The 25,496-nt window shown below is 63.1% G+C and carries 20 protein-coding genes; 11 read left to right on the forward strand and 9 right to left on the reverse strand.

Annotation, left to right across the window (positions count from 1 at the left end; all coding sequences use genetic code 11):
* Positions 1 to 43 precede the first annotated feature (43 nt).
* Both IHE39_RS06735 and IHE39_RS06740 read left to right on the forward strand, forming a co-directional pair.
* Complete coding sequence (locus tag IHE39_RS06735) at positions 44 to 931, forward strand: GGDEF domain-containing protein (protein WP_184767819.1); 888 nt, start codon at positions 44 to 46, stop codon at positions 929 to 931.
* A gap of 224 nt (positions 932 to 1,155) precedes the next feature.
* Positions 1,156 to 1,434, forward strand: a complete 279-nt coding sequence (locus IHE39_RS06740) for a DUF2218 domain-containing protein (protein ID WP_192565876.1) — start codon at positions 1,156 to 1,158, stop codon at positions 1,432 to 1,434.
* Between the two features lie 74 nt (positions 1,435 to 1,508).
* Here the strand turns inward: IHE39_RS06740 and xth are convergent, their stop codons facing one another.
* From xth to IHE39_RS06775, 7 genes are all read right to left on the reverse strand, one after another.
* Entirely contained in the window at positions 1,509 to 2,279 is a 771-nt protein-coding gene (xth, locus tag IHE39_RS06745) for an exodeoxyribonuclease III (RefSeq protein WP_192565877.1), read from the reverse strand.
* A 9-nt stretch (positions 2,280 to 2,288) separates the two neighbouring features.
* Positions 2,289 to 2,927 carry an alpha/beta hydrolase family protein gene (locus tag IHE39_RS06750; protein WP_192565878.1) on the reverse strand — a complete coding sequence of 213 codons (639 nt, stop codon included), beginning with the start codon at positions 2,925 to 2,927 and terminating at the stop codon, positions 2,289 to 2,291.
* A complete protein-coding gene (locus IHE39_RS06755; protein ID WP_192565879.1) occupies positions 2,928 to 4,016 on the reverse strand; it encodes a tetratricopeptide repeat protein in 1,089 nt (362 codons plus the stop codon).
* Complete coding sequence (ku, locus tag IHE39_RS06760; protein WP_184767814.1) at positions 4,013 to 4,885, reverse strand: non-homologous end joining protein Ku; 873 nt, start codon at positions 4,883 to 4,885, stop codon at positions 4,013 to 4,015. The genes IHE39_RS06755 and ku overlap by 4 nt, the downstream gene beginning before the upstream one ends.
* Positions 4,886 to 4,925: 40 nt before the next feature.
* Positions 4,926 to 7,385, reverse strand: coding sequence for a DNA ligase D (gene ligD, locus IHE39_RS06765; protein ID WP_192565880.1), 2,460 nt, complete (start codon positions 7,383 to 7,385; stop codon positions 4,926 to 4,928).
* Positions 7,386 to 7,390: 5 nt separating this feature from the next.
* Positions 7,391 to 7,627 carry a hypothetical protein gene (locus IHE39_RS06770; protein ID WP_184767812.1) on the reverse strand — a complete coding sequence of 79 codons (237 nt, stop codon included), beginning with the start codon at positions 7,625 to 7,627 and terminating at the stop codon, positions 7,391 to 7,393.
* Positions 7,628 to 7,731: 104 nt separating this feature from the next.
* Positions 7,732 to 8,643, reverse strand: a complete 912-nt coding sequence (locus IHE39_RS06775) for a LysR family transcriptional regulator (RefSeq protein WP_184767811.1) — start codon at positions 8,641 to 8,643, stop codon at positions 7,732 to 7,734.
* A gap of 199 nt (positions 8,644 to 8,842) precedes the next feature.
* Between IHE39_RS06775 and IHE39_RS06780 the strand changes: the two genes are divergently transcribed.
* From IHE39_RS06780 to IHE39_RS06810, 7 genes are all read left to right on the forward strand, one after another.
* Positions 8,843 to 9,817, forward strand: a complete 975-nt coding sequence (locus IHE39_RS06780; RefSeq protein ID WP_192565881.1) for an ABC transporter permease — start codon at positions 8,843 to 8,845, stop codon at positions 9,815 to 9,817.
* Positions 9,814 to 10,719: an ABC transporter permease gene (locus IHE39_RS06785; protein ID WP_115732049.1), complete on the forward strand. Its 906-nt coding sequence runs from the start codon at positions 9,814 to 9,816 to the stop codon at positions 10,717 to 10,719. The genes IHE39_RS06780 and IHE39_RS06785 overlap by 4 nt, the downstream gene beginning before the upstream one ends.
* 1 nt (position 10,720) lies before the next feature.
* Positions 10,721 to 11,686: an ABC transporter ATP-binding protein gene (locus IHE39_RS06790; RefSeq protein ID WP_192565882.1), complete on the forward strand. Its 966-nt coding sequence runs from the start codon at positions 10,721 to 10,723 to the stop codon at positions 11,684 to 11,686.
* The gene (locus IHE39_RS06795; protein WP_192565883.1) at positions 11,683 to 12,720 is read left to right on the forward strand and encodes an ABC transporter ATP-binding protein; all 1,038 of its coding nucleotides are present in this window, start codon (positions 11,683 to 11,685) and stop codon (positions 12,718 to 12,720) included. The genes IHE39_RS06790 and IHE39_RS06795 overlap by 4 nt, the downstream gene beginning before the upstream one ends.
* A 20-nt stretch (positions 12,721 to 12,740) precedes the next feature.
* Positions 12,741 to 14,315, forward strand: a complete 1,575-nt coding sequence (locus IHE39_RS06800; protein ID WP_192565884.1) for an ABC transporter substrate-binding protein — start codon at positions 12,741 to 12,743, stop codon at positions 14,313 to 14,315.
* Positions 14,316 to 14,322: 7 nt separating this feature from the next.
* Complete coding sequence (locus tag IHE39_RS06805; protein ID WP_192565885.1) at positions 14,323 to 16,260, forward strand: CocE/NonD family hydrolase; 1,938 nt, start codon at positions 14,323 to 14,325, stop codon at positions 16,258 to 16,260.
* A 173-nt stretch (positions 16,261 to 16,433) separates the two neighbouring features.
* Entirely contained in the window at positions 16,434 to 17,102 is a 669-nt protein-coding gene (locus IHE39_RS06810; RefSeq protein ID WP_192565886.1) for a DUF2161 domain-containing phosphodiesterase, read from the forward strand.
* A gap of 13 nt (positions 17,103 to 17,115) precedes the next feature.
* Here IHE39_RS06810 and IHE39_RS30900 read toward each other — a convergent pair whose 3' ends face one another.
* Complete coding sequence (locus tag IHE39_RS30900; RefSeq protein WP_281399347.1) at positions 17,116 to 19,161, reverse strand: protein kinase domain-containing protein; 2,046 nt, start codon at positions 19,159 to 19,161, stop codon at positions 17,116 to 17,118.
* A 274-nt stretch (positions 19,162 to 19,435) separates the two neighbouring features.
* On the opposite strand from IHE39_RS30900, the gene IHE39_RS06820 reads away from it, so the two are divergent.
* Positions 19,436 to 22,222 (forward strand): caspase family protein, encoded by a 2,787-nt coding sequence (locus IHE39_RS06820; RefSeq protein ID WP_192565887.1) that lies wholly within the window; start codon positions 19,436 to 19,438, stop codon positions 22,220 to 22,222.
* 14 nt (positions 22,223 to 22,236) lie between these two features.
* A complete protein-coding gene (locus IHE39_RS06825; RefSeq protein ID WP_192565888.1) occupies positions 22,237 to 22,506 on the forward strand; it encodes a hypothetical protein in 270 nt (89 codons plus the stop codon).
* Positions 22,507 to 22,520: 14 nt separating this feature from the next.
* Here the strand turns inward: IHE39_RS06825 and tssH are convergent, their stop codons facing one another.
* On the reverse strand, positions 22,521 to 25,307 hold the full coding sequence (gene tssH / locus IHE39_RS06830; protein WP_192566071.1) for a type VI secretion system ATPase TssH: 2,787 nt from the start codon (positions 25,305 to 25,307) through the stop codon (positions 22,521 to 22,523).
* Between the last annotated feature and the right edge of the window lie 189 nt (positions 25,308 to 25,496).

Consider the following 25,496-nt stretch of genomic DNA (forward strand, 5'->3'; position numbering starts at 1 on the left):
GCCAGCCCCATTAGCGCTCCCTTAACCATAACACTTCGTAACTGTGGGTGCGCAGTCGCAACTCCTGTCTCCGCACACCTCGCTCAGATATGCCGGAGGTAATCGGATTCTTGAGGCAGACTCTCGGCTGCGGGGGCGAATGTTAAGCAAGCTTAGTGCATTGAAAAACGGCAAATGGGTTCAGGTTGCGCTTCTGACTCTGGCCGGTACTTTTGCCTTCGTACTCATTTCGCTCGGCTTGCAATTTCCGATCTTCGAACAAGTGGACGCCGGAATGTTTTGGCGCGAGGCGTTCGGCACTCTCGTTGTTTCGATCATATTTGTCGCGCCGCTGCTTGTCTTGCTCGGCTCGAAACTGATCGAAAATACCTCGCTGAAACAGAAATATGCCCAGGAACTGGCTCATGACAGCCTGACGTCATGCCTGACCGGCCCGCTGTATACGGCGGCGATCGACGTCATCGCCACTGCCTCGGTGTCCGGGCGGAGAACGGGCGCGCTGCTGGTGATCGACATCGATCATCTCAGGCGGCTCAACGAGCAAATCGGGTACGGCGCGGGCAACCAGGCGCTCAGCGCCATTGCCGAAATCATACGCGCCTCGGTGCGAAGCGGCGATCTGGTCGGGCGCATCGGCGGCGACGTCTTTTCCGTCTACCTGCCCGGGGCGACCAAGGCGAATGCCGAGAAGGTTGCCGAGCGCATCCGGCATGCGGTTGCCGAAGCGAGCTTCGAACCCGTCGCAGGCGGATTGACCTGGCCTTTGACCGTCAGTGTCGGTGCCGTCCTGTTTGAAACGGAAGCGAGCGCCGACGATCTCCTTGTCGCCGCCGACCACCAGATGCGGGCAGCCAAGGAAAACGGGCGTAATCGCATTGAATACACCCATCTCCGGCAAGGGCCCTCGCCGTCCCATCCCTCGCTGCATTGAGCACGGTGCGATCTCGCCTGAGGCCAACTCTGGCTCAGGGTCCGTCGCCGTCGATTGCGAGCGTCAGCTCGCCGGTTTTCGCCTCGTCCACCACCAGCAGGTCCTTGCGGCGGGTCTGAATGCTCACTTGCCAGCAGCATCATCTCGGCCTCGCATTTTTGACGGAATCGCGAGACTACTTCTGCTTTGTCGCGCATAGGGCGACAAGCAATCCGAGGACAACCATGCCGAAATCAACCGCAGCAGTCGAAACCGAACACGCCAGCCGCTACCTGCAGCAGTTGTGCAAGCACTGGAGCCACAAGTTCGCTGTCGATTTTTCACCCACTGAAGGACGCATCGACCTCGGCGAGGGCCGCGTCGTCGATCTGCGCGCCAACGACCGCACCCTGACCGTCGATGTCGAGGCCGATGACCTGCCACGCATGGAACAGGTCGTGGTCGATCATATCGTGCGTTTCGCCTTCCGCGAGGAGCTGAAATTCGACTGGCACAAAGTCTGAGCGGTCCGGCGCCGGTTCACTTCACCGGACGCGGTGTAAGCGCATGGGACTCGTCGTGAGCAGCTGCGAGCCGCCTATTTCGTGCTGATCCACACCGGTGCGTGGTCGCTTGCCTCGTCGCGGCCGCGTACGTCGCGATCCACACCCGCACCAGTCAGGCGCCTGGCCATCTTCTTGCTGAGCAAAAGATGGTCGAGACGCATGCCGGCGTCGCGTGGCCAGCGGTTTCGCCGATAGTCCCAGAAGCTGTAGACGGTGTCGGTGGGGAGTTTCTTGCGGATGGCGTCGGTCCAGCCCTGTTCGAGCAATTGCCGGAAGGCATCGCGGCTCGCCGGCTGGACGAGTGCATTGTCGTCGTAGGACTTCGTGGCGTAGACATCACGAGCTTCGGGCGCGACGTTGAAGTCGCCCGCAAGGACAGCCGGAACATCAGCGGCGATCAGCGCTGCCGCATGTGTGTTGAGCCGTGCGTGCCAGTCGAGCTTGTAGTCGAACTTCGGCCCGGGCTGCGGATTGCCGTTCGGTGCATAGAGCGAGGCGATCAGCACGCCATTCACCGCCGCCTCGACATAGCGGCTCTGGCCGTCGTCGGGATCGCCGGGCAGCTCCCATCGTGTCACCATCGGCTCGGCATCGCGGGCGAGGATCGCCACGCCGTTCCAGGTCGACTGGCCGCGCCAGACCGCGCCATAGCCGGCCTGCTCGATCGCCGAGCGCGGCAGCTGCGTGTCAGCCGCCTTCAGCTCCTGCAGGCACACAACGTCGGGTTTTGCCTCCTTCAGCCACGCCAGCAGGTTTTCGAGCCGGCGGTTGACGTTATTGACGTTGAAGGTGGCGATCTTCATGCGACGCTGTCAGGTGAGCCGGGCCGACCAGGCCGCGACCGCGTCGCCCAACGTTTTCAGGTGGGCGGCGGCGGAGAAGCCGGAAATGCTCTTGCGCGGCTTGAGATCATGATCGCCATCTTCGAGCCACAGGACTTCAATGCGGTCCGACAGTTCGTAGTTGGGCACCTCCTCGACAGTGCCGAACTCGTCGCGCGTACCTTGCACGATCAGAGTTGGCGTCCTGAGCGCGGCAAGATGTTTGGTGCGTAGCTGTGTCGGCTTGGCTGGTGGGTGAAAGGGATAGCCGAGGCACAAAAGGCCGACGATCGTTCCTGACCCATACAACTCGTCAGCGATCATGCTGGCGACACGCCCGCCCATCGACTTGCCGCCAATGATCAGGGGGCCTTTTGCGCCAAGCTGCGCGACGGCGGCCTTGTACTCCGGGTTCAGCGTTTCCGCCCTTGGCGGCGGCTTGCGCCCGGCTTCGCCGCGCCGCCCCGCCATGTAGCCGAATTCGAACCGCGCGACGCGAAGACCGGCCAAGGCAAGCGCGTTCGCCGCCCCCGTCATCGAGGCCGAATCCATCGGCGCGCCCGCGCCATGGGCCAAAAGCACGGTGATGTCAGCATCTTCCGGCCCATCGAAAAGGAAGTTCACCGCCATCTAGCTTGCCGTCCGTTCCCTGAGATGCAGATCGACATACTGGATGCCCTTGGCCGCGGTCCTGGCCCATTCGGACGTGCCGTCGAGTTTGAGATAGAGCGACCACCAGCGCCTGGCTTCGGCCAGCTCGCCGGCCTCATATTCGAGGTTTGCGAGGTTGAATATCGCGTCGGCATAGGATGGGTCGAGCGCCACCGCCTTCTTGAGGTGGCGCCGTGCCGTATGCACCTTGCCTTCGGCGGCAGACAAGCCGGCGAGGTTGAACCAGGCTTCGACGAATTTCGGGTCGAGCTTGATCGCCCTGAGATAGGTCTGCATCGCCTCCTGGCTGTGGCCGGCGGCGCGCAGGCTGTTCGCCCGGTTGAATGCGGCAACGCTGTCGTTCGGGTCGGCCGCCAGGCAGCGCGCGTAAAGCGTTGCCGCCTCGGTGAAGCGGCCGCCCTCCTCCGCCTCCTCTGCGCGGCCGAACATATCCTCCAACTCGGCATCGCTGGTTCGTTCGAGCGGCAACAGCCGCTGGCCGTCAAGCTCGGCGAAATCAGCGCCAAGGCGGGCGTAGATCGCATCCTTGCCGTCGGCATGAAGCGACATCGCGCTCAGCGACGCCACCGCGCCCGATCGGCGAACCGACCTGGCAATGGCGCTCCAGGTCGCGCCGCCGGCCAAAAGGCCGGCATACTTCCTGGCCAGGATCAGGTCGCGGAACGCATAAGGCTCGCTATCGCTTTCGAAGGCGTCGAACAGCGACAGGAAGTCGAAGGCCATGGGAGCAATACGTGACTGCTCGACCAGCGACTGCCGGGTCATTTCCGCGCCATCGACCCGGTCCAGCAGGCCGAGCGCTCGGAGAAACCCGTTCTCGCTGAGCACCGGACGGCCCGAGGCAAGCACCACGTTGAGCCGCGCTTCCAGTTGCGCCTCGTCGAGCTTGGAGAACAACATCCGCCCGACCACGACGTCAGTCGTTCGCCGCGTCACGCCATGCTGCAGTTCGCCGCCCTGGCGCGCGACCTCGCGCACGGCGAGCCGCCTGGGAAACGCGGCAAGCGCTCCGACCAGGCCGAATATCCTGCCCGAAAGTGCAGTCACTTCTTGCCTTTCGTCGCCTTGCCACCGCCAACTGCCGCCACCTTGGCCGCTGGCTTCTCGGCCGGTTCGGCCTTGGTTTTGCTCTTGGCCGGCGGTTTGGCCTGGCCGAGGCTGGCCTTCAGCGCATCCATCAGGTTGATCACGTTGCCGCGCTCGGGAGCGGCAGCGATGATCGGCTTGTGGCCCTTCAGCTTCTCCTTGATCATCTTCATCAAGGCGATCTCGTAGCGATCCTCGTAGTTCTTCGGATCAAACGTCGTCAGCTTCTGCTTGATCAGCGCTTCGGCAAGTTCAAGCATTTCGGGATCGGGATTGCCGGCAGGGATATTGCCGAAATATTCCGATGTTCCGCGCACTTCGCTCGGATTGCGCAAGGTACACACGAACATGCCGTTCTCGCGCGAGCCAATGGTCACGACGCGTTCGCGGCTTGACAGCACGAGGCGGGCAATGGCGAGCTTACCCGACTTGCGCAGCGCCTCGCGCAGCACGGCGAAGGTTTCCTCGGCCATTGCGCCATCGGGCGCCAGATAATAGGGCGCATCCTGGTAGATCACATCGACGGAATCTTCGTCGACGAAGGCCTCGATGTTCATCGTGTGGTTGGATTCGATCTTGACGCTGTCGATGTCGGCTTCGTCGATGACGACATATCTTTTGTCTTCGTACTCGTAGCCTTTGACGAGGTCGGAGCGCTCGACAAGGCCGAGTTCCGGATCGACTGGTTTCATGTTGATCCGGTTATGCGTGTCCTTGTGCAGCTGATTGAAGCTGATGCGCTCGCTCGTGCTGGTCGCCGGGTACAGACGTACCGGGCAGCTGACCAGGCTGAGTTTCAGATACCCCTTCCAACTTGCCCTTGGTGCCATGCTTGTCTCCTACACGATACAATTCAAGACATACTCTTGGTCAAGACTTACTCTTGGCGATGACCTCGGCCGGCAAGTCCTTGGCATGATCTGATATCTCAGCCCAAGGATCGCCCGACCTGGCCACAAGTCCGGGAAGCGAAGAATAGTTCAAATCGGCGGGAGCGTCGATGGACTCGAGATCCGGCCAACTAAGCGGGGTCGACGCCGGCATGTTGGTGCGGGCGCGAAGACTGTAAGGGGCGGCCGCAGTGGCGCTGCGCGCGTTGCGGTGGAAGTCGATGAAGATGCGCTTCTTGCGGTTGTCCTTGCCCATCACAGTCGTGAATGTGTCGGGCGCGGTCCTGGCGATCCGCGACGAGATTTCGCTGCTTGCCTGATGGAACTGCTTCCAGCCGAGCTTTCCGGTCGTTGGCACGACGACGTGGATGCCGCTGCCGCCCGAGGTCTTTACGAAAGGCACGAGTCCCATCTTCGTTAGCTCGTCGCGGACATGCACGGCCGCCTCGACGACCTCGCGCCAAGCGATGCCCTCGCCTGGATCGAGGTCGAAGACGACACGGTCGGGCTTGTCCAGACGCTTGCGTTGCGCGCCCCAGACGTGGAACTCGACGACGCCGAACTGCGCCAGCGCGAGATAGCCCTTGGCGTCCTCGACCGAAATGTAGGTCTTGCTCTCGTCCTCGGAGTTCTTGGTCTCGAAGGACGCGATCGTCGCCGGCATTCCGGTAAAGGCGTGACGTTGGAAGAAGCAATCCTTGTGCTGGCCGGTCGGACACCTGAACAGCGACACCGGCCGCCCCATGATGTGCGGCAGCATGAAATCGCCGACGGCCGCGTAATAGACGGCGATGTCGAGCTTGGTTGGACCGGACTTGCCGAGCATCCGGCGTTCCGGGTTGGTGATCGTGACGGCGGCAAGATCGGCGTCGTTGATCAGCCTTTTGCGAGGCGCCTGGGGAGTTTCAGACAGCTCCGCCTCGCGTAGCCCCTTGAACACCGCGTGACGCAACGCATTGTCGGTGGTGCGATTGGCAAAGTGGATATGGGCTTTGAGCACGGGTCGCACTGAGATGATCTCCTTCGGCGCGCCGTCGAGCTTCACCGCACCCTCGCGCAGGCTTTCCAGCCGGTGCAGCAAAGACTGCAACGTCTCGGCGTCGAAGCCGGTTCCAACCTTGCCGCGATACTGCAACTCGCCATCGACCCATTCGCCGAGCGCTAGGGCGGCCAGCCCCTCGGCAGCTTGCGAAGTTGTGTAGCCGGCGATGTAGAAATCGCCCTTCTTCTGCGCCTTGGTCTTGGACCAGCTGTGCGAACGCCCGGAGTTGTAGTGCGCCGTGGCCCGTTTCGACACCACGCCCTCGAGCCCCATCTCGGTCGCCTGTTCGTACAGCGCCTGCCCGTCGCCCTCGACGTGCCCACTGAGCTGAAGCGCCGACTGGGCGTGGACATGGCCGGCAAGCAGCGTCTCCAGCAGGCCCTTGCGCTTCGCAAGCGCCGTACCCGTCAGGTCCCAGCCGTTGAGATGGACAAGGTCGAAGGCATAAAACACCAGAAGCTCGTCGTGTCTGCTGGCCAGCGCGTCCTGCAGTGCGGCGAACCGGCTGATGCCCTTGTCGTCGAGCACGACGATCTCGCCGTCGATGACGGCGTCGCTGCATGGCAGGTCGCGAAAGGCCGAAGCCAGCTTGCCATAGCGTTTTGTCCAGTCGATGCCGCTGCGGGTGATCAACTTCGCAGTGCCGCCCTCGAGATGCACCATGGTGCGGTAGCCGTCGAACTTGATCTCGTGCAGCCATCCGTCGCCCGACGGCGGCTTCGGCGCAGGGCTCGCCAACTGCGGTTCGATCCGTGCCGGCATCGGCGCCTTCACCGCGCCTGAAATCTTGCCGGGCTTGAGGTCACCGGGTTTCGATGGCGAGGTCTTCGGCGGCCCGGCCAGTTCCTCGATGCGCCGCCCCGACTTCACGCTTTCGGGCCGGGTTTCGAGAATGTCCGTCGTCTCGTCGACCGCCGGATCGTGTTCCTTGAACAGCAGCCAGTTGCGCTTGTCTTCGCCTGACTTCGGCTTCAGCCGCGCCAGCATCCAGCCGCCTTTGAGCTTTTCGCCCCACAGCCGGAACTTGAACGCGCCTTTCTCAAGCGACGTCCGTGCATCCTCCATCGGTGCCCACACGCCCGCGTCCCAGACGATCATCGGCCCGCCGCCATACTCGCCTTCCGGGATCAGTCCTTCGAAGTCGATGTAGTCGAGCGGGTGGTCCTCGGTCTCCACCGCAAGGCGCTTGTCGGCCGGATTGAGCGAGGGACCACGCGGCACGGCCCAGCTCTTGAGCACGCCGTCGAGTTCGAGGCGAAGATCGTAGTGGTCGGCGGTGGCATGATGCTTGTGCACGACAAAGCGGTTGCCCTCGCTCGCCTGCTCGACGCCGCGCGGCTCGCGCGTCTTCGAGAAATCGCGCTTTTGCCGGTAGGTGCGAAGCTTTTCCGCTGCCATCCGGCCTAGCGCGCCGCGTCTTCCGGGGCGGGTTCCAGTTCCAGCTCCCTGGGGGTGGCACCCGCCATCAGCCGGCCGAGCAAGGCGTCGTTGACGTCATAATACTGGCCCGAAACCAGCACCCGCGAAACGGTCTGACCATCACCGCGGAACAGTCTGGAACTGACGAATACCTTGTGGCGGCCGAGCGCGTCGGAGACGGCCCTGCGCTTCCTGATCTGGCTGGCAACCGGTGTACGCATACGCCCAAGGCTCCTGAACCAACGGGCCGACTATCTCTTAAAGTCGATCCTTGATCAATGCGGGCGTTGTTGGTCCACCACGAGGCATGTTGTTATGGCCCAACTCAGATCGGTTTGGTAAGCACGCCGTCACCGACAAGTCGCTCTTTCAACATGGCGATGAACATCAATATCGGCCTGGAAAGCGGCGCTTCGCGAAGCGTGGCGATACCGTAGTCGCTCCACAGCGGCGGCGCGAATGGCCGCATGACAACGCGATCGGACTTCAGCAGGCTGCCGATCAGCGCCGGGATGATCGAAACGCCGATGCCCTCGGCTACGAGAGCGACACTTGCCTCCACCGAATGCGCTTCGACCCGGCAACGGACCGCGCCCTGGGCACGCCGCAGCCGCTCTTCGATGTCCTCGCGGCTCGATCTCAGTCGCCCGAGCAGCACCAGATCGGTGCCTGCAAGATCGTCGGCGCTGATGGTTTCGCGCGCAGCCAGCGGATGACCGGCCGGCAAAACACACAGCTGCCCGCTCGACACCAGCGGCATCGTCACGAGGCCACGATCTTCGGTCGGCAGCCGGACAAAGCCGAAATCGACGCTGCGGCCCATGACCGCGCGTTCGATCATATCGTAGGGGCCGGCCACCAGCTCGATACTGACCTGATCCTGCGTCGCCAGAAAATCGGCGACAAGCTTCGGCAACAGCGTCGTGGTCAGCGAGTGCGGAAACCCCATCTTGATCAGCGTCCGGCCCGAGCGCCCGGCACTGAGTTCGTCGGTCCGGCGCTTCAGCCGTGCCAAGACGTCCGAGAGTTCGCCGACCTCCTGGAGCAGTGCGGTTGCCTCAGGCTTTGGAACCAGCCTGCCCTTCTCACGACGAAACAGCTCAAAACCGATCTCTTCCTCCAGGCTCGTGAGCTGGCGGCTGATTGCCGACTGTGACAAGGCGAGCACGCCCGATGCGCCGATCGTCGATCCGGTCTGCATCACCGCGCGAAACACGTCCAACTGCTTCAGGTTCATTCAGCTTTCAGTTCCCCACGCTGCTGCACGGCCCTTTTCGCATCGAGTAATGCACAAAACTCATAAGATTGCGCGCCTGCCGCCCTCGCTGTTACGTCGCACGACAACAGGCAGTCGGCAACCGACGCCGGGAGGAGAGCATTCACGTGATGACCGGGTGCAGCCCATTCAGGCAAGTCATGCAAGGAGCGCAACCGCGATGACGATTTTCATCATCCGCCGCTTCAGCCAGAGCCTGTTTGTCGTATTCCTGACGTCGCTTCTGGTTTTTGTCGGCGTCTACGCCATCGGCAATCCAGTCGACATCCTGATCCCCGCTGACGCCAGCTTCGCCGAGCGCGAGGCGGCGATCCGCGCGCTTGGGCTCGACCGCTCGCTGGTCGCGCAATACGGCACCTTCCTCGTCAACGCGCTGCACGGTGATTTCGGCCGCTCCTTCGTCTTCAACCAGCCGGCCATCAGCCTCATCTTTCAGCGGCTGCCGGCCACACTCGAACTCGCTTTCGTAGCACTCACCATCGCGCTCATGCTCGGCATTCCCCTCGGCCTGATCGCGGGGCTCAAGCCGCGTTCGGTGACGGACGAAACCATCATGACCGGTTCGATTCTCGGTTTCAGCCTGCCAAATTTCTGGCAGGGTATGATGCTGATCATGATTTTTTCGGTCTGGCTCGGTTGGCTGCCGTCATCCGGGCGCGGCGAAACCGGCGAGATCTTCGGCATCGCAACGTCCCTGGCTAGCTGGGACGGGCTTGCTCATCTCATCTTGCCGGCGACCAACCTTGCGTTGTTCCAGCTGTCGCTTGTCATCCGGCTGACCCGCACCGGCGTGCGCGAAACGATGCCGCTCGACTTCATCAAGTTCGCCCGTGCCAAGGGCCTGTCCGAACGCCGCATCATTTCCGTCCATGTGATGAAGAACATCCTGATCCCGATCGTCACCGTGGTCGGCATGGAATTCGGTTCGCTGATCGCCTTTGCGGTGGTGACCGAGACCATCTTCGCGTGGCCCGGCATCGGCAAGCTCCTGATCGATTCCATCACCGTGCTCGACCGGCCCGTGGTCGTTGCCTACCTGCTGGTCGTCGTCACCATGTTCATCTTCATCAATCTTGCCGTCGACATCGTCTACTCGATGCTCGATCCGCGCATCCGGCTGAGTGAAACGCAATGACAGCGCTCACCCACCGTTTCCAGGAAAGCCAGTCGTTCTGGGCGCGTTCGCTGCGCGGCATTCTCGGCAGCCCCAAGGCGACGATCGCGCTCGCGATCTGCCTGATCTTGATCGCCACGGCCATTTTCGGCCCCTCGCTGGTGCCGCAGAACCCGTATGATCTCGCAGCGATCGACTTCTTCGACGCGCGCCTGCCACCGATGTCCAACAGCATGTCGGGCACGACCTATTGGCTCGGAACCGACGGCCAGGGCCGCGACATGTTCTCGGCGATGGTCTACGGCCTGCGGACCTCGATGGGCGTCGGCCTGTTCTCCGGAGTCATCGCTCTTGCTGTCGGCACGGCACTTGGCCTCACCGCAGCCTATTATGGCGGTCGCATCGACACGCTGATCATGCGCCTTGTCGACCTGATGCTCGGCTTCCCCACCATCCTGGTGGCATTGATGCTGTTGGCGTTGCTTGGCCAGGGCGTGTGGAAGGTGGTGCTGGCATTGGTCATCGTACAGTGGGCGCAGTTTGCCCGCGCGGTGCGTGCAGCAGCTCTGATCGAGCGCGGCAAGGAGTATGTCGAAGCCGCCGCATCGCTGGGGCTTTCCAAGCCGCGCATCCTGTTCGGCCACATGCTGCCCAACTGTCTGCCGCCGATCATCGTCATCGGAACGCTTCAGGTGGCCAACGCCATTTCAGCCGAAGCAACGCTGTCCTTCCTTGGTATCGGGCTGCCGATCACCGAGCCGTCGCTCGGCCTGTTGATCGCCAATGGTTACCAGACGCTGTTGTCGGGCCAATACTGGATATCGGTCTATCCCGGCCTTCTGCTGCTGGCGCTGGTCTTCAGCATCAACATCGTCGGCGACCGTCTCCGTGAAGTGCTCAACCCCCGACTTTCGGAGCGATGAGATGACGCTGAAGGTCGAAAATCTCTGCACCTATTTCTTCACCCGAGCCGGCGTGGCCAAGGCGGTGGACGGCGTGTCGTTCGAGGTTGGCCGTGGCGAAATCCTCGGCCTGGTCGGCGAGTCCGGTTCCGGCAAATCGATCACCGGCTTTTCAGTTCTGGGCCTTGTCGATCCGCCGGGACGTATCGCCGGCGGCAGAATCCTGTTTCACGGCGAAGACCTTGTCGGCCGCTCGCAGGGCGAGATGCGGTCACTCAGGGGCAAGAAGATCGCCATGATCTTCCAGGACCCGATGATGACACTCAACCCGGTGCTGTCGATCGAGACCCAGATGGTCGAGACGGTGCGCGCCCATGACCGCGTCTCCAAGGCCGAGGCGCGGGCTCGCGCCGTCGAAGCGCTCGGTCTCGTCGGCATCCCCTCGCCCGATGAACGGCTTGCCGCCTATCCGCATCAGTTTTCCGGCGGCATGCGCCAGCGTGTCGCCATCGCCATGGCACTGCTACACCGACCGGAGCTCATCATCGCCGATGAGCCGACGACAGCGCTCGACGTCACCATCCAGTCGCAGATCCTGGCGGTAATCCAGGGACTGAGCCGCGACTTCGGCATGTCGCTGATCTGGATCAGCCATGATCTTGGCGTTGTCGCCGGCCTCGCCCACCGGATTGCGGTGATGTATGCCGGCAGGATCGTCGAGACCGGCGAAACCGACACCGTGCTCGACAATCCGGTCCATCCCTACACGATCGGCCTGATGCGTTCGGTTCCAGCCAATCTCGAACGGGGCGAACCGCTGACGCCCATCCCCGGCATGGCGCCGCCACCGCTTGGGCGACCTGCGGGCTGTCCGTTCCGCCTGCGCTGCTTTGCGGCCACAGCAGCCTGCAAAACCGAACCAGAAGAAACCGCAGCCGACGGCCACCGCTGGCGCTGCTTCCACCCGCAGATCGCGAGGGCAGCATGACGCCTCTTGTCGAAGCCACATCGATCTCTCGACGCTTCACGCGCGGGCTCGATTACGCCGAACGCCTTGCGCGCTTTCTTGGCGCCAATATAGAGGAGCGCGTCGTTCATGCCGTCGACGGCGTCTCGCTAACGATCAACCCCGGCGAAGTCGTCGGGCTCGTCGGCGAGTCCGGCTGCGGCAAATCCACGCTCGGCCGCATCATGGCTGGCATCCTGCCCCAGTCCGATGGCGTGATGAATTGGCAAGGCAAGGATATGTCGGCGCTGCCCCGTGCCGAGGCAAAGGCTGCGCGGCTTGCCTCGCAGATGATCTTCCAGGACCCGATGTCTTCGCTCAATCCGCGCAAGACGATACGCGACATCATCGGCGAAGCGCCAGTCGCCCATGGCATGGTGGCGCGGCGTGATGCTGCCGAAATGGTGACCGCGCTGATGCAGCGTGTCGGCCTCGACCCGTCCTATCTCAACCGTTACCCGCATCAGTTCTCTGGTGGCCAGCGCCAGCGCATCGGCATCGCGCGTGCGCTGGCAGTGAATCCACGCTTCATAATCTGCGATGAATCGGTGTCGGCGCTCGACGTCTCGATCCAGGCGCAGATCCTCAACCTGTTCATGGAGCTCAGGCAGGAACTTGGCCTGACCTACCTGTTCATCAGCCACGACCTTGGCGTGGTCAAGCATATCTCCGACCGTGTTGCGATCATGTATCTCGGCCGCATCGTCGAAAGCGCTCCGGCGGACGCCTTCTTCGCCGCGCCCAATCATCCCTACACGATCGCACTCCTTTCCGAAGTGCCGACGATCAAGCAGCGCAAACGCCAGTTCAATCCGGTGAAAGGCGAGATTCCCTCGCCGCTTCATCCGCCTTCGGGCTGCCATTTCCATCCGCGCTGCCCGCACGCCTTCGACCGTTGCCGCATCGAGCGGCCGATCTTGCGTGAGATCGCGGCGGGCCACGTCAGCGCCTGCCATCTCAACGAGATGCCGGGCAAGGCGGCCTCGCCCGCCATCCCCACAACCGCAATTGCATGAACAGAAAAGGGAACACGACCATGCAGATCATCCGTTCGTCTTTCGCAGCTTTGCTTTTGGCCAGCAGCTTTTCCATGGCGGCATCTGCCGCCGACCTTACCGTGGGCATTTCCGCCGAACCTTCGGCGATCGACCCGCAATTCTCGCGCACCGGCAACAACCAGAATGCCGCCCAGCATATTTTCGGGCGGCTGGTTGAGCAGGACGAAAACCTTCAGATCAAACCGAACCTGGCCGAATCCTGGAAGAATACCGATCCGCTTACCTGGGAAGTGAAGCTGCGCCAGGGCGTCAAGTTCCACGACGGATCACCGCTGAGCGCTGAGGACGTCGTCTATTCGCTCGAACGCGTGTCGACGATCGAAAACAGCCCGGCACCGTTCACTGCCAATGTCGGCTCCATCGCAAAGATGGAGATCGTCGATCCTGCTACCATCCGCTTCACCACCAAGAAGCCGACGCCGCAGTTCATGGAACTGGCCGGCATGGTCTACATCGTTTCCAGGAAGGCCTCCGAAGGCAAAGGTATCGCGGACTTCAACAGTGGCGCGGCGACCATCGGCACCGGCCCCTACAAATTTGTCGAATGGGTGCCGGGCGACCGCCTCGTGCTTCAGCGCAACGACGATTTCTGGGGCGACAAGCCGGAATTCGAAAAGGTCACTTTCCGCACGATCTCCAACAACGCCGCGCGCGTGGCGGCGCTTCGTTCCGGCGCTGTCGATCTGATCGACGCCGTGCCGCCGGCAGATGTTGCAACCCTGAAGAGCGTCGAGGGCATCGCACTGCATTCCACGCCCTCGGCACGGATTATCTATCTGGCACTCGACAGCGCGCGCGACGAGAGCCCGTTCGTCACCGACAAGGCGGGCGCCAAGCTGGCGCCGAGCCCGCTCAAGGACGTTCGCGTGCGCCAGGCGATGTCGAAGATGGTCGATCGCCAGCTTCTGATCGACCGCATCCTGTCGGGGGCAGGTGCGGCCGCCGGCCAACTCGTGCCTGAAGGCATCGGCGGCCACTCGGCCAATCTCAAGCCGGAAGCGATCGATCTCGCCGGCGCCAAGGCTTTGCTTGCCGAGGCGGGTTATCCCGACGGTTTCGGCATCACAGTGCATTCGTCCAACGACCGCTTTGCCGGCGACGCCGATGTCGGCCAGGCACTCGGCCAGTTGTTTGCGCGTGGTGGACTCAAGGTCAACGGTGTCGTCACCCAGCCCTACAGCGTCTATGTCGCGGCGGCCGGCAAGCAGGAATTCTCGGCCTTCGTATTCTCCTTCGGCACAACCACCCCGTCTGCGGCGCCTGGCATGACCAACGTGCTGATGACGTTCGACAAGGAAGCTGGCACCGGCTCCTTCAATCGGGCGCGTTATTCCAATCCCGCCTACGATGCCAAGATGAAGGAGGCGCTGGCCGAATTCGACGTCGACAAGCGCAACGCGCTGTTGGCCGAAGCTGCCGAGATCGCCTTCGGCGACGTCGCCATCATGCCGCTCTACTGGCCGGTGGTCACCTGGGCGAGCCGCGACAGCATCGCCTTCACCCCTTCCAAGGGCGAAGACACGCTCGCCACCTTTGCCCATACGACGAAGTAAGGCAGTCATGAAAGCAGTAGCCGAAACGATGGGCGTCGCGTCCTTGCCCGCACTCGAGCCGGTGAGCCCCGGCGTCATGGTCCACCGTGATGTGATGGTGGCGATGCGCGACGGTGTCCGGCTCGCGGCCGACATCTATCGTCCGGCAAATGACGGCAGGGTGTTGGAAGACGCCCTGCCCGTCATCGTGGAACGTACCGCCTACGGCAAGGATGAGCGCTCGCGCTCGGAAATCGAACTCGGCATGACAAGGCCGATGACGCGGGCCGAAGTCGCAAGCCACTTCGTCGGCCACGGCTATATCGTGATCTATCAGGATTGCCGCGGTCGACATGGTTCGGAAGGCGCGTTCACCAAGTACCTCGCCGAAGGCCCTGACGGTTACGACACGCTTGCCTGGATCGTCGAGCAACCCTGGTCGAATGGCAAGATCGGCACGATGGGGCTTTCATATGCCGCGCATACCCAGATGGCGCTGGCCTGTCTAAACCCGCCCGGTCTTGCTGCGATGGTCATGGACTCCGGTGGGTTCTCGAATGCCTTTACCTGCGGCATTCGCCAGGGCGGCGCGTTTGAATTGAAGCAGGCAACCTGGGCGTACAACAATGCCCGCGAGAGCACCGCGGCCAAACACGACCCCAACCTGCTGCGCGCACTGGAAGCGGAGGATGTCAAAAGCTGGTTCAACGCCATGCCCTGGTCCGAGGGGCGCTCACCGGTGCGTTGGGTCCCCGAATACGAGGACTATCTGCTCGAACAGTGGCGTCACGGCACCTTCGACGACTACTGGAAGCAGCCCGGCATCTATGCTGCCGAAAGCTACGATACCTTCCCGAACGTGCCGGTCGCGCTGTTGTCGAGCTGGTACGATGCCTATGTGAAAACCACCTTCGAGAATTACGAAGGACTGGCGCGTGACCGGGATCGTCCGATGGCGCTCATCATGGGCCCCAATCTGCACGGCAACCGCAACGCCACCTTCGCTGGCGATGTCGAGTTCGGTGCTGCCGCCCCCTTGGGCGGCAATGTCAGCGAAAGCTGGCTGGAGTTTCGCCGCCGCTGGTTCGACCGCTGGATGAAGAACGCAGACAATGACGTCGACAAAGAACCCCGCGCGCGGCTGTTCGTCATGGGCGGTGGGTCGGGCCGCAAGACTCCACAAGGCCGCCTCGACCATGGTGGGCGCTGGATCGCCGCGCCCGATTGGCCGGTACCGACCGCCGAGGAAACGGTGCTGCACCTCCACGAAGACGGCCGCCTGTCGACCGAAGCCCCTGCCCGGACGGCAGCTCCGTTCGTCTACGACTTCGATCCGAAGCACCCCGTGCCGACCATCGGCGGCGCGCTGACCAGCGGCCAACCGGTGTTCGAGGGCGGCGGCTTCGATCAGCGCGAGCAGGCGCGGTTCTTCGGCTGTGACAACACCAATTTGCCGCTTTCGGCTCGGCTGGACGTTCTCTCGTTCGAAACCGAGCCATTTGCCGAAGACATTGCCGTCGTCGGTCCGGTGATCGTTGAGCTATTCGCTTCCACTGACGGACCCGATACCGACTTCACCGCAAAGCTGATCGACGTTTATCCACCAAGCGAGGACTATCCCACCGGCTTCGCCATGATCCTGACGGACGGCATATTCCGCTGCCGATACCGCGATGGCTTCGATGCGCCGAAACCCTGCGTCCCAGGCGAGGTAATGAGCATCACCATCGAACCCTTTGCCACGGCCAATCTGTTCAAGAAGGGCCATCGGCTTCGGCTCGACATATCCTCGAGCAATTTTCCCAAGTTCGACGTCAATCCCAACACCGGCGCACCGGAAGGCCGCGGCCGCGCCAAGCGTGTCGCCCGCAATATGGTCTATTGCGACCAGGAACGCGCCTCCCGCATCAGGTTGAGGACGCTGTCGGCGGCCGCATTGCAGGATATCTCCCGGGTTTCGGACTAAGGCCTGTCCTGGCGAATTGACCGCAGACCGCGTCGAATGTCCCGATGCCGGATGCCACCGCTCGACTATGGCGGTGGCATCGGCATGATGTCCCGAATGATTCGACGCACACCTGGCCAGCGCCAGCGACGAGGCACAGCGTTGGCCCAGCGTTAATGTGGTGAGAAAACCTGTTGCTCGAGACGGCACTCTACAGCCCGGTAAAACGCTTCCTCGAAGGCCTCGGTTTCGAGGTCAAGGGCGAGATCGGCGGCTGCGACCTGCTGGCGCTGAGCAACGACGCGCCGCCTATCGTCATCGTGTGCGAACTGAAGCTGCAGTTCAATCTCGAGCTGATCCTGCAAGGTGTCGACCGTGCCGCCGCCGCCGACGAGATCTGGCTCGCCGCGCGCATGTCGCCACGTGGCAAGGGCCGCGAGAGCGACAAGCGCTTTCGCAATTTGTGCCGGCGGCTGGGTTTTGGGCTGCTTGGCATCTTCGACGACGATCGGGTCGAAGTGTTGCTCAGCCCGGTGGCGCCCACGCCCCGGCGCGACCCCAAGCGGCGCTCCCGCCTCGTTGCTGAACATCGCCGCCGGCAGGGCGACCCGGTTGTCGGCGGCGGCTCGCGCGCGCCGATCATGACCGCCTATCGCCAGGACGCGCTGAAATGTGCCGTGGCACTGCTCGACGGCCCCAAGCGGCCGCGCGACCTTAGCCAGGCTGTGGGGCGCGCGCCAAAAATCCTGCTCGACAATGTCTATGGCTGGTTCGTGCGCGTCGATCGGGGCATCTACGATCTGACGGAGGCGGGACGAGAAGCGCTGCAGCGTTGGCCGCAGGCCGTGACCGTAGTGAGCTGAACGCTTGCCAGCTTCAGCGGTCGAACAGGAAGTAGCCGAAGGCGACGCCGGCGGCATTCGGCTGTGCTTCGATTTCCGTGCGGATTTTCGGAAACAGGTCCGAGGCCAGCTCGGGATCCTTGATGTCGGCTGCCTTGATGCCGTTGTCGCTCGCCAGCGCCACGATAAGATGCGGTTCCGGAGCCGTGGCCTCCTGGTCGTTGAGGGGGAACAGCTTCATGCTGAAGCTGGACTGGTCGGGCCCGGATTTCTTGAGCAGGCTGGCGAAATTGTAGACGACGCCGTCCTTGCCGATCAGTAGCAGGTTGACGTCGCGGCTGCCGGTCTTGCTCAGCGTGCCCTGCAGCGAATCCCCGACCTTGAGGTTGTCCTTGTTCAATTGCAGCGTTGGGGCCTGGCCTTTATCAGGATGTACTGCCTCCAGGAAATCGGCGACCGGGCACTGCTCCCGTTCGATCATCCTGGGATTGACCTTGGGGCCGCTGCCGAAGGCCGATGCAAAGTCGCGGGCGAGCTTGTCGAACGGCGCTTTCGAGGTCGCAAGCCCCTCCACTTCGGGGCTCGGCGCCGATGCGTCGGCCACCGAAGCGTAGAAGCAAGGGCCGCCATCGAAGGACTGGAACCAGTCGGCAGCGCTGACCGCAGCCTTCGGCGGCGCCGGCAGGGCCACCGGCTTGACCGGCTCGGCCGGTTTAGGTGTCACGATCTCCGTCGGCGTCGGCGCCCTGGCCTCTGTTACGGGTGGAGGCTCTGGCAAGGGCAACGGCGTCACCGGCGTCTGGGCCGTCTGCTTGGGTGCCGGCGGCGCAGGCGTGAGTTTGCCGCCTGCGGTTTCTTCACCCGAGGTGACCTTGGTATCTCCCGGCAGGAAATCGTCCAACAGTCCGGAAAAATAGGCGCCACCGCCCAGCGCTGCGACAGTGGCAAGCAAGACCGTGCCGACCAACGCGCCACGCCGGGATTTGGGCGCGGTCGCGGCAGGTGCTGCCTTGGGAGCTGTCTTCTGCCTGATGTCAGGCATTGGCCTGCCGGTCGTGCCGGCGCTGCGCCACGGCGCGTCGCGCGGCAGCACCGCCTCCGGCGGCATCGGCTTTTGCCCGCTCGATGGCGATCCTGGTGGCCGCCAGGCGAGTTCGGACGGCTTGCGCTGCTCCGGGTCGTGCGGGGGTACGCCGGGCAGCGTAACCGGCGGCGCCGTCGCCCCGCTGGTCTCGCGCAGCCATTCGACGATTGCCGCGGCACTTTCCGGGCGATCCCTCGGGTCGGGCTGAAGCATGGATTGCAGCAGCGGCAAAAGGTCCGGGTCGATGCCCGACAGGTCAGGCACGGTCCGGCGCTTCTCGATCACCTCGACCGGCGATCCGCCCATGTCGAGCTGCTTGCCGCGCAAGGCAGCTGCCAGCACCAGGCCGAGGCTATAGATGTCGGACTGGTCGGTAATTTCACCGCCGAACAGCCCAAGCTGCTCGGGCGAAACAAAGCTGTATTTGCCGGCGAAACTGCCGCCGAGCAGCGTGCCGCCGCCGACATTGGCCGAGCGCGCGATGCCGAAATCGATGATCTTGGTCTTTTCCACTTTGCCGCCAGGCAACACGATGTTGTCAGGCGACAGGTCGCGGTGGATGACGCCGGCCTCATGCGCCACCGACAGGCCTGAGGCGACCCGGGCCAGCATCTTGCGCGCCTCGCGCGTATCGAGCGGGCCGCTGCGGATGCGCTCGCCCAGCGACTGGCCGTCGACGAACTCCATGGCAAGATACGGCCGGCCGATCGTCGGGTCGATGGTAAAGACGTGGTAGCGCACGATGGCGTCGTTGGAGAGGTGGTTGAGGATAGATGCTTCTTTGCGAAACAGCGCCAGGATGCCCTGGTCACGGGCGAATTCGCGCAGCACCACCTTGATCGCAACCGGGTCGCCGGTCTGGATGTTGTGGCCGCGATAAACCTCGCCCATGCCGCCCGTGGCGATATGCTCGTCGATCTCATAGATGCCGTTGAGCTGTACGCCCTGATGGACACCCGTATCGGGCGCGATACGTGTCTTGTCCTCCGGCGTCATGACCTGGTTCCATCCATGCGTGAGCGCCGTTCGGCCATTGCTTCACACCTGCGATTTTTCGATCACCCGACTGACAATAACACGGATTTTCGCGATGGGGACTTTTGCTCGCAGGTCCTTTGCATGGGTGGGGCAATAGACCGTTTGATCTATGTCGACCACGTTGACACCGGTCGGCGTGAGGAGGATGCTTCAGCGCTAATAGATGCAAGCCGTGCCAAGCCTGTAAAGACTGCGCGTCCGAAAGGAGCAGTTCATGGTATGCGAAGGCTGCTTGCCTGCTCGCAATGCTGGCATTTTCCCGCGCCTGACCGGTGCATTGGCCGCCGGCGCTTTCATTTTGCTCCTTGCCTTGAGCACGGCCTTTGCGGCTGACGGTGTGTCCGGCCGCCGCGCAGCACTGGTCATCGGCAACAGCGCCTACCAGCACCTTGCCCAGCTGCCCAATGCCGCCAACGACGCCGATCGCATCCGCGAGGTGCTGGAGCGCGCCAATTTCGAGGTCACGCTCGGCAAGGACCTCGACAAGCAGGGGCTTGAAGAAACCATCCTCGGCTTCCTCAGGACGCTCAACGACGGCGACGTCGCGCTGTTTTATTACAGCGGCCACGCCGTGCAGGTCGGCGGCCACAATTTCATGTTGCCGGTCGATGCGACGCTTGCCACCTCGTATGACCTCGAGGTCCAGGCCTACAACATGTCGAGCCTGCTCGAGTATATGCGCGAGACCTCCTCGCTGCAGATCGCGATCCTCGACGCCTGCCGCGACAATCCCTTCGCCAACAATTCCTATTATGTCGGCCAGGCCAAGGTCGCGGTCGAAGGCAAGAAAGGCCTCGCTTCGGTCGCACCCCAGGACGGCACGCTGATCGTCTATTCGACCGCGCCCGACCGCGTCGCGCTCGATGGCAGTGGCGGCTTAAGCCCGTTCACCGGCACCTTTGCCGAATATGCGCTGAAGCCCAATGTCGAGGTCAGGAAACTGCTCAGCGACATCCGCGCCGAAGTTATCAAGCGTACCGACGGGCGCCAGACCCCTTGGGACGCATCGAGCCTTACCTCATCTTTTTTCTTCGTAACCCGCCAGAACCTGTTGATTATAGAGGATATGCGCGAGGTTCGCGTACCGCCTGATACCAAGCAAGTGGCGCTGCGTATCTCGCCGCCGATCACCAGCGGCAATGCGGAATTGACCGTCAATTTCACCAAGCTGCCCGACCAGGGTACGCTCTGGCTCGGCGACGAGCAGCTCAGCCTCGACAGCAAGATCTCGGCCGACAGCATCGAAGAGGTCATGTTCAAGCCGGCTTCCGCCGACATGACCACCGATGAGGTGCGTTACACCGTCACCACGGATGGCGGCCGCAGCGCCAGCGGTATCGTCCGCGTCGTCGTCGATGCCCAGGCCGCCGCTGAAGCGCAGGTCAAGCCGGCGCTCAACATCCAGCAGGGCGACGAGCCGAAGCCGGCAGCGCCCGAACAGGCCAAGCCGATCCTTGTCGCCATGGCCTCCGACATCGGCACCGGCTTCGCCGCCATGCCCGAAGAGGTGGTGCGCTCGACAAGTGCCGCGCCCACCGGCTGGCTCCGCCTGGAAAAGCGCGATCCCGAAACGCAGGTGGCTGTCGACGGCCAGATCGTTTCCGAGGGCGACCTGATCAAGGCCGAAGACATCACCAAGCTGCGCATACGCCCGTCGCTCAAGCTCGTCAGTGCCGAAGACGATGCCAAGCCGGTGGCCGAGACCGTGGCGATGAACACCAGCAGCGGTTCCGCCAAACTCGACACCAGCACTGACGGCATGGAGGTCAAACCGCTCGCCCTGCCCGCCGACAAGACGCCTGCCAAGGAGCCGTTGCGCACTGTCGTTCTGATGCCGGTGGTCAAGACCGCAGTACCGGCGCCGATCACCATCAATGTCGCCGTCTCGGTCAATGAATGCGACACGCTCGCCGCCGAACCGCTCGACGTCCAGGCGGTCGCCGACGGCAGGCTGCCCAACGACATCGACGTGGCCAAGGCGCTGACCGCCTGCAAGGCAGCCGCCGAGCAGCATCCCGAGATCGCCCGGTTCAAGTACCAGTATGCCCGTGCCCTCTATGCCCAAGGCGATTTCAAGGACGCGCTGACCGAGCTTAACGCCGCCAGCGACGCCGGCCACGTCCGCGCCAGCTACCTGCTCGGCCGGCTCTACCAGTTCGGCGCGGCGGTCGAGCGCGATCCGGCCAAGGCAATCCCGCTGTTCGAATCCGGCGCCAAGCGTGGCGATCCCTATTCGCAATATGCGCTGGGACGAGCCTTGGTTACGGGCCTCGGCGCAAAGCCCGACATCGATCGTGGCATGGCGATGGTCGCGAGCGCGGCGGAATCCGGCCACACCTATGCGATGAACATGCTGGGCACCGAGTACCTCTCGGGTGAGCATGTCGCCAAGGACGAAGCCCGCGCCCTGAAATTCATCACGGAGTCGTCTGATCGCAATGATGTCTATGGCATGGTCTTGCTTGGCATCCTTTATCGCGACGGAGCAGGTGTACAGAAGGACACCAAGCACGCGGCCGAATTGTTTGAGAAGGCACGCGCAATGGGACATCCCTACGCTGGTCGGCTGCTTGCGCGTCTTGCCCAGCGAGAGAATACATCTGACGCCGCGACAGTCTCGGGCTGGTACCGCGAAAGCGCCGAGAGGGGCGACGCGTGGGGTGCTTTCTATGCTGCCGAGCTGCTGAAGGACAATCCGACACTGCAGAAGGACAGCGGCGAGATCGCGCGCCTATATGCCTTGTCCGCCTCTTTCAACTTCAAGGATGCCTCTGACCAGGCGAAGAAGGCATTGGGTGGTGTCGACGCGCTGACCATCGGCAAGGAAGTGCAACTGGCGCTGAAACGGGTAGGCCAGGATGTCGGCGAAATTGATGGTCGGCTCGGACCACGAACCCGCGAAGCCGCAAGTAGCGTTCTTGGAACGGCAGCCCCCCGCAACCCGGGGGAACTGCTGGGCGACCTCCTGCACAAGGAATGGATCGAAACACGACCACGTCTGGACATGCTGGGCTCTTGAAGGGGAGACGTTACATGCGACTGCATACCATCAGTCTTCTTATGGCGACCGCGCTTCTGCCGCTGGGCGGTTGCGGCTCGATGATGAAAGTCGAAGAACAGGCAGCAGTTCAACCCGTACAGCCGGTGCAGGTCAAGAAAGCGGCACCAGTGAGGAAGGTCGCGGTCGCGGCGCCGGTCCAGCCAAGGGTGGTCAAGAAGCCGATCGTGCCAGCGACTCCAAGCAGTGAACGCAGCGAAAGAAGCGATAGTGGTGGCGGTGGCGACGGTGGAAGCCCTTGGTAGCTGCCTGCTATAATCTACCCAAACTCGTAGCTGAACCCCTCGCCTGACGCGCCGACTGTTACGCGCGTCAGCTTTTGCCCATCGAGCGAACGGTTGAGAACACCTCGGCTCAGTTCTGGCAAGAGCGTGTTGGTCAGGATGGCGTCGATCATGCGGCCGCCGGACTCGATCTCGGTGCAGCGTGCTTTGATCATTTCCATCACGCCATCGCCGATCACCAGCTCGGCGCCATGGCTGATCTGCAGCCGGCGGGCGATCTTGCCGAACTGGTGGCGGGTGATCGCCTCGATCATCTCGCCCGACAGCGGATAATACGGGATGGTCACGACGCGACCGATGAAGGCCGCCGGGAACACCTTGAGCAAAGGCGCGCGCAAGGCAGCATCGAGGTTCTCGACATTCTCGCGCAGTTCGCCGCCCTTGGTCTTGGTCATGATGACCTCGGAGCCGACATTCGAGGTCAAAAGGATCAGCGTGTTCTTGAAGTCGATCCGCCGGCCCTCGCTGTCGTCCATCATGCCCTTGTCAAAAACCTGGAAGAAAATCTCGTGCACGTCGGGATGCGCCTTCTCGACCTCGTCGAGCAGGATCACTGAATAAGGCCTGCGCCGGACAGCCTCGGTCAAAATGCCGCCCTTGCCGTAGCCGACATATCCGGGAGGCGCGCCTTTCAGCGTCGACACCGTGTGCGCTTCCTGGAACTCCGACATGTTGATCGAAATCAGGTTCTGCTCGCCGCCGTAAAGCGTTTCGGCCAGCGCCAGCGCGGTCTCGGTCTTGCCGACGCCCGAGGGGCCACACAAAAGGAACACGCCGACCGGCTTTTCCGGTGCGCCGAGCCCGGCGCGGCTGGTCTGTACCCGCTTGGCGATCATTTCCATCGCATGATCCTGTCCGACCACGCGCTCGGACAAAGTCTGCGCCAGCCGCAGCGCCTTTTCGGTCTGGCTGGTCAGCATCCGCCCGGTCGGTATGCCGGTCCAGTCCTGCACCACCGAGGCCACCGCGTTGCGGTCGACGGAAAGCAGGATCAGCGGCGTTTCGCCCTGCGCCTCGGCCAGCACCGCCATCAATTCCTTGAGCCGCGCAAGATCAGCCTCCGGATCGGATGCCGGTCCAGCCTGTTTCATGGTTTCGGCAGGTCCGGCCTGGACCGCGCCGTCCTTGGCAATGCCTTGTTCGGCACCGTCGTCATTGGCAGCTATCGGTTCTTCGGCCGTCTCGCCCTGTGCTTCCGCAACGACCGGGTCGAGCGCCACGCCCTGCCCGCGCAGCCTGGCGCGCAGCTCGAGGATTTCAACGACAGATTGCTTCTCCTTGTCCCAGCGCACCTGCGCGGCAGCCAAGGCCGCGTCCGTCTCGACCAATCCCGCTTCGACGCGCGCCTTGCGCTCCTCCACCTCGATGCCGATCGCCGCCTCGCGGCCGATGATGCCTTGCTCGACCTCGAGCGCCTGCCTGCGGCGCATCAGGTCTTCGACCTCGCCCGGCCTGGAGTGCTGGGAGATGGCGACACGGGCACAGGCCGTGTCGAGCAAACTGACAGCCTTGTCAGGCAGTTGCCGCGCCGGGATGTAGCGATGCGACAGCTTGACGGCGGTTTCGATGGCCTCGTCGAGGATCTGCACCTCGTGGTGCTTTTCGAGCACACCGGCGACGCCGCGCAGCATCAGGATGGCGGCCGCCTCGTCCGGCTCGTCGATCTTGACCACCTGGAAGCGGCGGGTCAGTGCCGGGTCCTTTTCGATGTGCTGCTTGTATTCGGCCCAGGTCGTGGCCGCGATGGTGCGCAGTTCGCCGCGCGCCAGCGCCGGCTTCAGCAGGTTGGCGGCATCGCCGGTGCCGGCAGCACCACCCGCCCCGATCAGCGTATGCGCCTCGTCGATGAACAGGATGACGGGCGTCTCGGAAGATTGCACCTCGTCGATGACTGCCTTCAGCCGCTTTTCGAACTCGCCCTTGACGCTGGCGCCTGCCTGCATCAGCCCGACATCGAGCATGCGCAGGCTGACCCCTTGCAGCATCGGCGGCACGTCGCCTTCAGCGATGCGCAGCGCAAAACCCTCGACCACTGCCGTCTTGCCGACACCGGCCTCGCCGGTCAGGATCGGGTTGTTCTGCCGCCGCCGCATCAGGATGTCGACGATCTGGCGGATTTCCGGATCGCGGCCGACGACAGCGTCGATCTTGCCGTCGCGCGCCCGCTGGGTCAGGTCGGTGGCGTATTTCGCCAGCGCCGACTCTCCTCCGGGCGATGGCCGTCGCGGCGCCTCGGCAGAGGATGCCGCAGCACTGGTCGCGGATCCTTCAAGCGAGCCCTCGACGACATCGGCGAAACGCGAGATCACCCCGTCCGCATCGATCTTGTCGAACTCGGTGCTGATCTTCGACACCAGCCCTTCAAGGACTGGAACTTTCAGGCAGGCAAGGATGACATGGGCGCTGCGCACTTCCTCGCTGCCGAATTCCAGCGTCGCCAGGTTCCAGGCCTCCTGGATGGCGTGAAAGATGTGGTCAGAGAACTCCTCGATCGACGTCGCGCCATAAGGCAGCTTGTCGACGGCGCGTGTCATGTCGCCGGCAATCCGGGCCGCGTCCGCCCCGGCGTCGGCCAGGATCATCTGGACGTCCGAGCGATCCGAAAGCACAAGTTGTTCAATGAAATGAACGAGTTCGACGTAAGGGTTACCACGTAGCTTCGCCGCGTCGGCCGCCGCCTTGAAGGCGCGCAAGCAGGTGGGATTGAGCTTGCCGACCAGTTCCTTGCGCTTGAAGCCCTGAGACGACCTGCGCGGCTGCATGCCCTTTTGTTCCATGGAGCGTCTCCAATGGCCGGACTGCGATCCCTGCAATTTGACACACAAACGGCGACTTTACAAAGCCGGGCGCGCGCGCGGCCCGAAGAGCTCTGCTCGCTGTACAATGACGACAGGAACAATTCGCACAACCTCGGTCACTAACGCTTAAGGGCTAGTCGCGTCCAACTTTGA

Origin of the sequence: Aminobacter carboxidus (genome assembly GCF_014863355.1) — a bacterium.
In the GTDB taxonomy this organism is placed as follows: Bacteria; Pseudomonadota; Alphaproteobacteria; order Rhizobiales; family Rhizobiaceae; genus Aminobacter; species Aminobacter carboxidus.